The 11,494-nt window shown below is 66.3% G+C and carries 13 protein-coding genes; 7 read left to right on the top strand and 6 right to left on the bottom strand.

Going from position 1 to position 11,494, the window contains the following annotated elements; all coding sequences use genetic code 11:
- Positions 1 to 55: 55 nt before the first annotated feature.
- The 3 genes from AB0M74_RS24730 to AB0M74_RS24720 form a co-directional block, all read right to left on the bottom strand.
- Positions 56 to 1,063, bottom strand: a complete 1,008-nt coding sequence (locus AB0M74_RS24730; RefSeq protein ID WP_366528657.1) for a hypothetical protein — start codon at positions 1,061 to 1,063, stop codon at positions 56 to 58.
- A gap of 117 nt (positions 1,064 to 1,180) precedes the next feature.
- On the bottom strand, positions 1,181 to 2,044 hold the full coding sequence (locus AB0M74_RS24725; RefSeq protein ID WP_366528656.1) for a hypothetical protein: 864 nt from the start codon (positions 2,042 to 2,044) through the stop codon (positions 1,181 to 1,183).
- A 625-nt stretch (positions 2,045 to 2,669) separates the two neighbouring features.
- On the bottom strand, positions 2,670 to 2,948 hold the full coding sequence (locus AB0M74_RS24720) for a hypothetical protein (protein WP_366528655.1): 279 nt from the start codon (positions 2,946 to 2,948) through the stop codon (positions 2,670 to 2,672).
- Between the two features lie 6 nt (positions 2,949 to 2,954).
- Between AB0M74_RS24720 and AB0M74_RS24715 the strand changes: the two genes are divergently transcribed.
- Genes AB0M74_RS24715 through AB0M74_RS24700 form a run of 4 tightly spaced genes read left to right on the top strand, consistent with a single transcriptional unit; the run spans position 2,955 to position 4,951 of the window.
- The gene (locus tag AB0M74_RS24715; RefSeq protein ID WP_366528654.1) at positions 2,955 to 3,314 is read left to right on the top strand and encodes a hypothetical protein; all 360 of its coding nucleotides are present in this window, start codon (positions 2,955 to 2,957) and stop codon (positions 3,312 to 3,314) included.
- The gene (locus AB0M74_RS24710) at positions 3,304 to 4,104 is read left to right on the top strand and encodes a hypothetical protein (protein WP_366528653.1); all 801 of its coding nucleotides are present in this window, start codon (positions 3,304 to 3,306) and stop codon (positions 4,102 to 4,104) included. Before AB0M74_RS24715 ends, AB0M74_RS24710 begins: the two co-directional genes overlap by 11 nt.
- Positions 4,101 to 4,544, top strand: a complete 444-nt coding sequence (locus AB0M74_RS24705) for a roadblock/LC7 domain-containing protein (RefSeq protein ID WP_366528652.1) — start codon at positions 4,101 to 4,103, stop codon at positions 4,542 to 4,544. Before AB0M74_RS24710 ends, AB0M74_RS24705 begins: the two co-directional genes overlap by 4 nt.
- Before the next feature lie 35 nt (positions 4,545 to 4,579).
- The gene (locus AB0M74_RS24700) at positions 4,580 to 4,951 is read left to right on the top strand and encodes a hypothetical protein (protein WP_366528651.1); all 372 of its coding nucleotides are present in this window, start codon (positions 4,580 to 4,582) and stop codon (positions 4,949 to 4,951) included.
- A gap of 325 nt (positions 4,952 to 5,276) precedes the next feature.
- Here the strand turns inward: AB0M74_RS24700 and AB0M74_RS24695 are convergent, their stop codons facing one another.
- The gene (locus AB0M74_RS24695) at positions 5,277 to 5,801 is read right to left on the bottom strand and encodes a nuclear transport factor 2 family protein (protein ID WP_366528650.1); all 525 of its coding nucleotides are present in this window, start codon (positions 5,799 to 5,801) and stop codon (positions 5,277 to 5,279) included.
- A 38-nt stretch (positions 5,802 to 5,839) separates the two neighbouring features.
- On the opposite strand from AB0M74_RS24695, the gene AB0M74_RS24690 reads away from it, so the two are divergent.
- On the top strand, positions 5,840 to 6,754 hold the full coding sequence (locus tag AB0M74_RS24690) for a LysR family transcriptional regulator (RefSeq protein WP_366528649.1): 915 nt from the start codon (positions 5,840 to 5,842) through the stop codon (positions 6,752 to 6,754).
- A gap of 65 nt (positions 6,755 to 6,819) precedes the next feature.
- Positions 6,820 to 7,509: a nucleoside/nucleotide kinase family protein gene (locus AB0M74_RS24685; RefSeq protein ID WP_366528648.1), complete on the top strand. Its 690-nt coding sequence runs from the start codon at positions 6,820 to 6,822 to the stop codon at positions 7,507 to 7,509.
- A 76-nt stretch (positions 7,510 to 7,585) separates the two neighbouring features.
- Here the strand turns inward: AB0M74_RS24685 and pgi are convergent, their stop codons facing one another.
- Positions 7,586 to 9,235 (bottom strand): glucose-6-phosphate isomerase, encoded by a 1,650-nt coding sequence (gene pgi / locus AB0M74_RS24680; RefSeq protein ID WP_366528647.1) that lies wholly within the window; start codon positions 9,233 to 9,235, stop codon positions 7,586 to 7,588.
- 158 nt (positions 9,236 to 9,393) lie between these two features.
- Between pgi and AB0M74_RS24675 the strand changes: the two genes are divergently transcribed.
- A complete protein-coding gene (locus AB0M74_RS24675) occupies positions 9,394 to 10,848 on the top strand; it encodes an NAD-dependent succinate-semialdehyde dehydrogenase (RefSeq protein ID WP_366528646.1) in 1,455 nt (484 codons plus the stop codon).
- 140 nt (positions 10,849 to 10,988) lie between these two features.
- Here AB0M74_RS24675 and AB0M74_RS24670 read toward each other — a convergent pair whose 3' ends face one another.
- Positions 10,989 to 11,282 carry a chorismate mutase gene (locus AB0M74_RS24670; RefSeq protein WP_328413435.1) on the bottom strand — a complete coding sequence of 98 codons (294 nt, stop codon included), beginning with the start codon at positions 11,280 to 11,282 and terminating at the stop codon, positions 10,989 to 10,991.
- Positions 11,283 to 11,494: the final 212 nt, after the last annotated feature.

Raw genomic sequence — 11,494 nt, 5'->3', positions numbered from 1 at the left:
TCGTTTGCTCATGCGCAGAGAAGTGTGCCGGGGCGTGGTCGAAAGCTCGAGTGGGTCAGTTGGTTTGATCGGGGTCGGGAGATGGCCGTTTGGTGGCAGGATCGGGGGCCGCCGGCTGGGGCGCAGACCCGGCGGGTGCCTGCTGCGTGGCGGCTTCGGTAGACGCCTGCTGAGGGGCCGGCGATGTCTGCTGAGGCTCGGGAGCAGGCTGCGGGGAAGTCGACGGCTGTTGCGGCGCAGGAGCCGGCTCCGCGGGGGTGGCACCAGACGATGGTCGCGTAATGACGATGGGCATGCGCAGCGGTATCTGGATGGGTCCGGACGGGCGATTGCGTACCCACTGGGCGATTGCGGCCACGGCCGAAACCACCGCCATCGCACCGGCGAACCATGCCCAAGAGGTAAGACCGGCGGTAGTCCAGGTGTATCTGCGGACGCCGGGTAGCGCGTAGCCGCTGTTGCCGGAGGCCCAGCGCACTATCATGCCGACCTGGCTGCCCAGATCCCGTGCGGGGCCGTTTCCGACCATGTTCCGTACGTCGGGAGCTTTGCCGTTCATGTGGACCAAGGCGAAGACGACGAAAAGCGACAGGGCTATCGAGGCACCCATCACCAAGGTCGAAAGCGCCTGAGTGCGCGCCCTCAGATTCACTACTGCGGCGACGCAGATGACAGCGATGGTGATGCACGCGAGAACAGCCCAGGTGCCGTTGATCTTCGCGGCAGGCGGTGGCGATCCCGACCACAGGGCCACAAGGGAGCTGGATATCTCGAACTTGCCGAACGGGGTGGCTTTGATCTTGCCGTCGGTCGAGGAAGCGTTGACCCACGGCTGGAACAGCGAATACAGCGTGATGATGCTTCCGATCGCGGCGATCAGGTAGCCCCAACTGCCCCGGCACAGGACGAGTACCGGTCGGAGCGCGACAAGTAGCGGGCGGACCGTGGCAAGCGCGTTCGCGACGTCGACCTGACGTCGTGGCGCACCGCCTGCTGCTCGGCTGGGCGAAACAGCCTGCGCCTGTGGAGTTTTGCCCGCTTGCCAGGGCGTCGGCTGCACCATCGGTCCAAGTCTAGAAGTCATCCCACGTTGTGGTTCGGGTCGAACTCACCGCCGGTGGGAAGCTCGGATCGGTGGGCGCGTCCATCCGGTGGGGTCACCGCGCGGGAGATTCTCCTGTCACGTGGGTGGGTCGGGCGGGGGCGCTGCAGTGGGGTCGGGTGCGGAGTCGGGAGTGGGGGCAGGCGCAGCTGCCGGAGCCGGCCGCGTAATGACGATCGGCATGCGCAGCGGAATCTGCAACGGTATCTGGATGGGTCCGGCAGGGCGGTTGCGGACCCACTGGGCGATGGCCGCGACAGCCGAAACCACTGCGGTGGCCGCGGCGAACCATGCCCACGCGGTGAGGCTGGCGGTGGTGATCGAAACCTGGCGGATGCCGGGCATCGGGTACTTGCCGTTGCCGGAGGCCCAGCGCATCAGCAGGCCGATTTGGCTGCCCAGATCCGTCGGCCGTCCGTATCCGAGCATGGCCCGCAATTCGGGTGCTTTGCCGTTCATATGGACAAGAGCGAAGGCAATGAATAGCGCCATGGCCACCGAGGAGCCTGCGGCCACATGTGATAGGGCCGTGGTGCGTGCCCGAAGATTAATAGCCACGGCGAACAAGGTGACGGCGATGGCGACACAGGCCAGGACGGCCCACGTGCCGTTGACTTTGGCTTGTTGCGGTGGCGCTCCCGACCACAGGGCAACGAGGGAGCTGGATATTTCGAATTTCCCGAAGGGAGTGGCTTTGATTCTGCCATCGAGCGCGGTGGCGTTTACCCACGGTTGGAACAGTGCGAAGAAAGTAATGACGCTGCCAACTGCGGCGACCACGTAGCCCCAATTTCCGCGGAGCGGGGCCAGATGTGGGCGGAGTGCGGTCATCGCGTTCTGGAGTTCGACTCGACGGTGTGGTGCGCCGCGTGCGGTTGGTTGGGGCGGGTCGACTTGCCCGGGTGGATTTTTGCCGGTCTGCCAGGGAGTTGGCTGTGTCATCCACCAGAGTTTAGGAAAAGTGATCGATCTGCGAGGGGTTCACTCTTGCCTCCGATGGGAAGTTCACGCTAATGAGCGACCTCCGGCCGCGCGGGGGTCGAGTCCTCCTTCGCCCCCGCGGCATAGTGAAGCCGCAAGTGTGGCTCTTGCAATCAGGCATCGGCTTTCGTTGGTCGTCTGCCGATCGTCCGAACCTGGAGTTCCTGAGAATCCATCGGTATCCACCGCAGTGTCGCCATCGGGATCAGTTATTTGTTCACCCAGGAGTGGCCATGGTGATCCCGTACTCGCCCACCAGTGTCTCGAAATCGCTTCCCGCGAAACCCTTATCGCAAATCAGCGGGATGCCGTGTTGCCCGGCGGCCACTCCGGATCGACCTTGAAGTGTCTTGAAGTGACTTTCGCTCAACGATTTTCGGGTCGACCAAAATCGCCGGACCTGGCGGGCATCGGATCACCCGCTAGGCCGGTCCCAGCGCGGCCCCCGCCGGCGCTGGTGGTAACGGACTGATGGGGCGAATATGGAACCTGGCCGACCAGATGCTCACGGGCGCACCGCAGCCAACGAGCTTCGGCGGTGAACCCCGGCAGCGATTGAGCCACCGCAAAGCCGACTCCGCATCGGTCAGGGATGATCCGTGTGAGGGCGCTGCCGTGCCCGCGTCATCAAGTGCTGCATCGCATCCGGCGTCGTATCGCCGGTCTGTTCGACCTCCAGCAGTTCATGTCCGGCGGCTCCGGCCGCCAGTCTCTGCCTGTTTCCAGGGGATATACGTTTTTTAGTACGGTTTTCCGGTTTTTTCTGTACATCGGTCGGCGCAGTGTGTAGCGTCTGGTTTGCTGAAATCCAAACCACGACAAGGCAGGCCAGAACACGGTGATCGGTATCGACCGCTGTCTGCAACGTGTCATGGACATTCCCGGTGCTCGCAACGTGACGTTGGTCGACGGAGCGAGTGGTCTGGCGATCGCCGCGGCAGGTCGGCACGATCTGGTGGACCAGCACGAGGCCGCCGCCACCACCACCGATGTGGTCCGCGCGGTGCTCGACTGCACAGCGTTGGCGACCGGCCGCGACGGTGACGACGTCACCGAGATCATCGTCTGCGGAACCCGCGCATATCACCTGTTGAATCTGGTGAACGGCGACTTCGACGGCCGGCTTTTCCTGCACGTTGTGCTCGACGACGACACCGGGAATCTTGCGATGGCGCGGTTCCAGCTCCGCGGAATTCTGCGTGAATTGACCGAGGATGATCATGAGCGTTGAGCTCGTGGGCGAACTGCAACGGCTCGAAAAGGAAAGGCGTACCGGCATGTTGCGCGCGGGCGACGGCGCGTTTCATCTGGCCGAGGGCGCGATCGCATCCGTCGACTGCCGCCGTACCACTGGGCTGGACCGGCTTGTCGTGGAGGCGGGCGTGGCAACCACGGAGGACTGGTGGCGAGCCGCGGACGGGGATCCCACCCATGTGTTGGGACGGCCACGGCTGGAAACTCTGGTGTTGCTGTCGGTATTCGACGCCGCCTATTTTCTGCTGGCCTCGCCCACCGTCCCCGAATTTCAGCCCGCGCCGCCCCACTGGCTCGCGCCGGTCTGCCAGATCACTCCGCGCGCGCTCGTTCACGAGTGCGCGCGGCGTGGGGATCCGGAGTCTGGGCCGTGGCCTGCGACGTTGGTCGACCGCGCCCCCGTCGTGCCTGTCCACCGTGTGCGGCGGCGGCGCGTGGTGCTCACCGGCGGCCAGGCTGAGGTGCTGGCCGCCGCCGACACCCGGCGCAGCGTCACCGGGATCGCACGCGACCTCGGCCGCACCACCTATGGCTGCCTGAAGGCGGTGCGGGACCTGACGGTGGCGGGGCTGATCGAGCCTGCGGTCGCGGCACCCGCTCCGGTCGAGGCCACCGAGCCGGTGTCGGCCGTCCGTGAAGTCGACGAGTCCGAGCCGCTACCTCGACGCCGGGCGCGGCGGGCCGGGCCGGTTTCCGAACCGGAATGGGAGCAGGTCGACAAGGCCCTGCTCGTCCGTCTGCGAGCAGCTTTGGAGGAGCTCGAGTGACCGCGCGAAGGAAACTGCTCGGTCACGCACTGAAGGGAAGGTTGACCAAGGTGGCGATGTCCGGACCCGAACCGAACGCAGTGGTGCTGGCGGAGCTGAAGGCACTGCGAGATCGCGTCCCGCAGCTGACCGGCACGCTGGTGGCGTCCAGTGACGGGCTGCTCATCGCCCACGATCTGCCCTCGCGCATCGAACCCTCCGGGATTGCCGCGCTAGCGGCTTCGCAGCTGGCGCTGTCGCATCGGCTGGTCGCCACCGCGCACGATGGCGGGTTCCATGACGTCGTGGTGCACGGCACCGGCGGGTACGTGGTGGTCTACGCGGCGAGCTGGGCCTCGCTGACCGTGCTGGCGGGTCCTGAGGTGAATGTCGGTCGGCTCCATCTGGAGTCGCGCCCGGTGGCGCGCAGGATCGCCGACCAACTGACGGCCCCCGGATAAGGCTAGACAACGAACACCGATCGAAAGGAACAAACATGTCCGATATGGATCTGGCGCTCAAAGACATGATGGTGATCGACGGCGCGATCGGAGCTGCCGTCGTCGACTACGACAGTGGCATGGCGCTGGGGATGCTCGGCAGCTCCAAGGGCCTGGACCTCCAGATCGCCGCCGCGGGCAACACCGAGGTGGTGCGCGCCAAGCTGCGCACCATGGAGCAGCTGGGGCTCAACGAGGCCATCGAGGACATCCTCATCACGTTGTCGGGCCAGTACCACATCATCCGACCGATGACCGGCCGTAAGTCCCAGGGCCTGTTCCTCTACCTCGCCCTGGACCGGGGCCGGGCGAACCTTGCGCTGGCCCGGCACCGTCTCAAGGGCATCGAGGCGGACATGGAGGTGTGATCCGCTCGCTCGCGGAGTGCTGACCGTCGGGCGTCTCGCCGTCTCGGCTCGTCCCGACGGTCGGCAGCCTCGCCACGGATATTGCGCTCACGGCGGTAGCGGTTACCGCCTACCTGGTGGAACGTTCATCACGGCGCTTGTCGTGCCGAACAACCCGATCCGGCTCGCCTGGGTCGTCGGCGCCGCGGAGGTGTCGGCAAAGCCCGGCGCTATCGCTCGGCGGGTTCGAGCTCGACGACCAGCGGCCGCGCAGCGCTGAGGGGCAGCAGCGGTCGTGGCTCGATCGTCGCCTGGGAAATCGACACAATCCGGTAGCGTCGCGGAATCATCGTGACCGCGAACTGCCTTCAGGCCATGGCGAGGGCATCGCCGATGCAGAGCCTGGGTCCGGCGCCGGAATTGACATGCTGGCACGGGGAACCGGAAGTTCGAGTACACGTTCGACCAATGCGGTGTCGCAGTGCTCGATCAGCTCGGTGAGCTGACCATCCGCGAGTCGGAAAATCATGCAATAGGTCTGTTCGTACGGCTCGCCGCCAATTGTTATCGCGTGGCCGCGCACCTGTGCCACGACGCGGTCGTCTTCGGCAATGATGAAGTCCGCTGTGCTCCGGTATTCGGTGAACTGCGCCATGAGCGGGCGCAGAAGTTCCTTCAGCACCATGGTTTTCGGCTCCCAGCTGCCGGACCACGACCAGTTCCCCGGAAAAGTCCAGCGGAAGTCGTCGGCCATTGCGTCACTCAATGCCCGTGTGTTGCCCTGTGCCATCTGGTCGAAGATGTGCTCGATCAGTTTCTTGTTTTCGGTTGCACTCATGGATTCGACGGTATGCAGGGCCTCGGCATGCAACAAGCGAGAGTCTCGCATATTTGGTATGAGTAGACCGCATGGGTGAATTCACGATTATCGGCTTGCGTGTGGTTCGTGAAGCCGGCCGATGTGGATCGTTCTCGACCGCGGCCGAGAATCTGGGCTACACGCAGTCGGCCGTTTCCAGACAGATAGCCCTGATGGAGCAGGCTGCGGGCAGGACGTTGTTCGAACGACACGCCCGCGGGGTCCGACCCACGGATGCGGGGCGGATCATCCTTCGGCACGCGGAAACGGTGCTCGCCGGGGTGGGCGCGGCGCGGCACGACCTCGACGACCTCGTCGCGCGTCCGCCTGCGCTGCTTCGTGTCGGTGCGTTCTCGACCGCAATGGCGGCGCTGGTACCAAGGGCCATTGCCACCACATCCGACCGGCTGGCCCGGGTGCCGCTGCGTGAGGGGACAAGCCCGCGGCTGCTCGCCGCCCTCGCCCGGGGTCGGCTGGACCTGGCCGTGGTGACCGCGACACCGAACCTGCCCGGCGACCTCGCGCTCGAATCGCTGCTCGACGATCCGCTACTCATCGCGGTCGGGCCGGGCCACGCTTTAGCGCACCGTGTCAGCGTTACGCCCGCGGAGTTGTTGCGCAACGAGCGTTGGATCGCGGGCAGCACCGAGTCGAACAGCACACTGCTCGGTGCGTTCGGTGACGCCACCTGGGAGCCCGATATCGCCTTCGTCGCACGCGATTGGTTTGCCAAGCTCGGTCTGGTCGCCGCGGGTCTGGGCGTCACCGTGGTGCCCGGCATCGCGGTGCCGGTGCTGCCGCCGACGATCGCGCTCGTCCGCATCGACCATCCCGCGGCGGTGCGCGGCACGGCCGTCGTCTACCGACCCGGTGCCGGTGTCGCCGAGCCACGGCGCATCTTCACCGAGGCGCTGCGCGATGGTGCGGCCGAGCTGTCCGCCGAGGTGCGGCAGCGACTTCGATAGCCGACTTCACCGGCCACGGGGGCAAATTCGGGGCAGCGGTGCGCAGGCTGAGTACTGTGGCTCCGATGACGCGGACTACCGTCGAAATGCCTGTGCGCTCGCTCGTGGAGCACCTGCGGATACGGGCGGCGGGGTGCGCCCGTCGGTATGTGCTCGGTATCGCGGGGCCGCCGGGGGCGGGCAAGTCCACCCTGTCGAAGTCCATCCGGGACGAGCTGAATATTCGAGCGGGCGTGCTGATCGCCGAGATCGCACCGATGGACGGCTTCCACTTGCCGAACGCGGCGTTGCGCGCGACGGGTGATATCGAGCGCAAGGGCGAACCGCATACCTTCGACGTCGACGGCTACCTCGACACGCTGCGCCGCCTGCGCGATACCCCGATCGGCGAGGCGGTGCCATGGCCGACTTTCGACCGCGCTATCGAGGAACCGACGCAGGCCGGTGTCGTCTTCGACGGGCACCAGATCACGATCACCGAAGGCAACTATCTGCTCCTGAACGATCGCGAATCCAGCTCGTGGTGCCGGGTGCGCCCGCTGCTCGACGAAGTGTGGTACCTCGACGTCGATCGGGACGTGATCGCACAGCGCCTGATACGCCGCCATATTCGCGGTGGGCGCAGCGCCGATGCCGCCCGGCTCAAGGTGCGCGACAGCGATCTGCCGAATGCCGACCTGATCGCGGGCACGAGGCCGCGCGCCGATCTCGTGCTTTGTCAGCGCGAGGGTCGCTACTACACCGCAGACGCCTGAGGGCTCGATACCCGGACATTCGCCCGGGTCGAAACGCCTCGGCGAGTACTGCGGCTCGACGGCGAACTCGGGCCGATCATGGACCGATGAAGCGGTTGGCGCGATACCAGCCGATCAGCGCGTCGGTGGAGGAATCCCCTTGGGGCTCGGGCTCTTCCGGGGACGTGAGCAGCGGCGCCACCGCGAGGGCCTGCTGTTTGCCCAGCTCGACGCCCCACTGGTCGAAGCTGTCGATGCCCCAGATGGTGCCCTCGACGAAGACCTGATGTTCGTACAGGGCGATCAGTTGGCCGACCACCGACGGAGTCAGTTGCGGGGCAAGGATGCTGGTGCTCGGCCGGTTGCCCGGCATCACCTTGTGCGGCACCACCTTCGGGTCGGTGCCTTCGGCGGCGATCTCCTCGGCGGTCTTGCCGAACGCGAGCACCTTGGTCTGGGCGAACAGGTTGCTCATCAAGATGTCGTGCATGCTGCCGGTGCCGTCACGAGTGGGCAGATCATCGGTGGGACGGGCGAATCCGATGAAATCCGCGGGGATCAGACGGGTGCCCTGGTGCAGCAGCTGGTAGAAGGCATGCTGGCCGTTGGTGCCCGGTTCGCCCCAGAAGATTTCCCCGGTCGAGGTGGTCACCGGCGTGCCGTCGGCGCGCACCGACTTTCCGTTGGACTCCATGGTCAACTGCTGCAAGTAGGCGGGAAAGCGCGCGAGGTCGTTCGAATAGGGCAGCACCGCACGGGATTCCGCGCCGAAGAAGTTCGAGTACCAGACCCCGAGCAGGCCGAGCAGCACCGGACCGTTCGCCGCGAGCGGAGCGGTCGCGAAATGCTGGTCGACGGCATGCATGCCGGCGAGGAACTCGCCGAAACGTTCCTTGCCGATCGTCGCCATCACCGAAAGGCCGATCGCGGAATCCACCGAGTAGCGGCCGCCGACCCAGTCCCAGAACCCGAACATGTTCGCGGTGTCGATGCCGAATTCGGTGACCCGCTCGGCATTCGTCGACACCGCGACGAAGTGCTTGGCGACGGCGTCCTCGCCGAGTGCCGCCACCAGCCAGCGTCGCGCGGCGGTGGCATTGGTCAAGGTCTCCAGTGTCGAGAACGTCTTGGACGCAACGATGAACAGCGTGGTGGCCGGATCGAGGCCGTCGAGTTTCGCGACCAGATCCGCGGGGTCGACATTCGACACGAAGCGTGCGCCGATCCCGGCGTCGGCGTAGTGGCGTAGTGCGCGATGGACCATCTCGGGTCCGAGATCCGACCCGCCGATCCCGATATTGACCACCGTAGTGATCGGTTCGCCGGTCGCGCCGCGCCATTCGCCCGAGCGCAGCGAGTCGGTGAATTCGCCCATCCGCCGCAGCACCTCGTGCACCTCGGCGACCGCGTCGGCGCCGTCCACGATCAGTGATTCACCGGCGGGCAGGCGCAGCGCGATGTGCTCGACCGCCCGGTTCTCCGAGGTGTTGATATGCGCGCCGCGCAACATCGCGTCCCGGCGCTCGACGACGCCTGCCTCGCGCGCCAATTCAACCAGCAGATCCAGGGTTTCCCGCGTGACGCGGTGCTTGCTGTAGTCGATGTGCAGGTCGGCAACCTGAACGGTCAGCTCACGGCCACGTGCCGGATCCTCGGCGAAGAACTCGCGCAGGTGTCGCTCGGCGATCGCGCCGTGGTGATCGTGCAGTTTCCCCCATGCCGCCGATGCGGTGATGTCGCTGCTCACGTTCGCCGAGGGTACAAGCCCGCGATCCGCCGCGCAGGGAAGGTACGGAAACTTGGGCGGGTGTTGGGCGCTCGGCCACCGGGTCTGGGTCCGCGCAGCCGCTCGGCGGCGGGAGATTTCTCCGGCGATCGGTCGATCGGTCGGCATAGGCTGGCGAGATGGTGTCCGAACGCGAACTTCTTCAGTCAGTACCGACGCAGTTGTGGATCGGCGGGCCGGTCGATGCCACCGGGGGCGGCACTTTCGAGGTGCACAATCCGGCCACCGGGGAGGTGTTGACGCACGTCGCGGACGCGACGCCGGCGGACGCGGTGCGCGCGCTCGACGCGGCTGCCGTGGCACAGGCGGATTGGGCCGCGACCTCGGCGCGGGAGCGTGGCGAGATCCTGCGTGCGGTGTTCGAGGCGATCACCGCCCGCGCCGAGGAGTTCGCACTGTTGATGACCTTGGAAATGGGCAAGGCGCTGCCGGAGAGTCGCAACGAGGTGCGCTATGGCGCCGAGTTCTTCCGCTGGTTCAGCGAAGAGGCCGTGCGTGTGCACGGGCGCTATCTGCACGCGCCGTCCGGCACCGGCCGGATCATGGTGCACAAGCAGCCGGTCGGGCCGTGTCTGGCGATCACGCCGTGGAACTTCCCGCTGGCCATGGGGACTCGCAAGATCGGTCCCGCACTCGCCGCAGGCTGCACGATGATCGTCAAGCCCGCTTCGGCCACCCCGCTGACCATGCTGCTGCTTGCGCAGCTGTGCAGCGAGGCCGGTCTGCCGCACGGTGTGCTCTCGGTGATCACCACCAGCCGTTCCGGCGCCGTCACGCAGCCGCTGCTCGACGATCCGCGCCTGCGCAAGCTCACCTTCACCGGATCGACCGAGGTCGGTAAGAAGCTCGTCGCGATGTCGGCCCACGGACTGTTGCGTACCTCGATGGAACTCGGCGGCAACGCGCCGTTCGTGGTGTTCGACGATGCGGATATCGATGCGGCCGTGCAGGGCGCGATGCTCGCCAAGCTGCGCAACGGCGGCGAGGCATGCACTGCGGCCAACCGGTTCCATGTGCAGAGCGGCGTGCTCGAGGAGTTCACCACCAAGTTCGTCGAGACCATGTCGAGCACCGTCACGCTCGGTCCCGGCACCGACCCCGGCACCACACTCGGCCCGCTGATCAGCGAGGATCAGCTGAACATCGTGAGCGAACTCGTCGAGGACGCGGTATCGGGGGGCGCGCAGGTGCAGCTGGGTGGCAAGGCGCCGGGCGGTCCCGGCTGGTTCTATCCCGCGACTGTCCTGACCGAAGTGCCACCGCACGCCAGAATCCTGCGCGAGGAGGTTTTCGGGCCGGTCGCCCCGATCGTCGGATTCGAGACCGAGGCCGAGGGACTCGCTGCCGCCAACGACACCGAATTCGGTTTGGTCAGCTACGTCTACACCCGCGACCTCGATCGCGCGCTGCGCGTCGCCGAGGGCTTGGAGAGTGGCATGGTCGGGGTCAATCGTGGCGTGATCTCCGACCCCGCCGCGCCCTTCGGTGGTGTGAAGGCCTCTGGCTTCGGCCGAGAGGGCGGTATCGAGGGCATCGAAGAGTACTTGTCCACCAAGTACATCGCGCTCACCTGAGCGCCGGTCCAGGACGCGAAACGACCGCCCCGGGGGTGAACACCCGGGGCGGTCTTTGGGAATGCGGAGGTCTTACGATCGCCGCATGAGTGTTGGGGCCGCGTGCGCGGCGGGCAGTCGGTAGCCCGGCGGGCAGGCGATCAGTGGCCGAGGCGGCCGCGGCCGAGCCGCAGCAGCAGCATCGCGAGGGTGTGGCCCTCCTGGCCGAGTTCACTGAAGCGCTCGAGCACCTTCATCTCACGGCTGTGCACGAGGCGGGTTCCGCCGGAAGCCATGCGCGTGCGTCCGATGATCCTGGAGATCTCGGTTCGGCGCTTTATGGCGGCGAGGATTTCCGCGTCGAGCTGGTCGATCTCCTTGCGGAGCTTCTCGATCTCCGCCTCGGAGTGCGGGAGAGCCGAGTCGGACCCGGTCGTCGTGGCAGGCGTGCTCATCATTCATCTCCTCGTGTCAGAACATGGATCGGCGGGTGAGCCAGGCTCGTTACCGATCGGTTCTTTCACCGTGCAACAGACCTGATGGGTGTCGCATTGTCCCCCCGGACGGGCGCTCAGGCGTGGGGTCCGCCATCACGATATCCGGCTGTTAACCGTATCGGATACATCCCTCGAGCGCAGATCATGTCGCCAGTCTGCCATGGGTCCGA

It is taken from the genome of Nocardia sp. NPDC051463, from assembly GCF_040681975.1.
GTDB lineage: Bacteria > Actinomycetota > Actinomycetes > Mycobacteriales > Mycobacteriaceae > Nocardia.
This window is presented reverse-complemented; position numbering and strand designations above follow the sequence as displayed.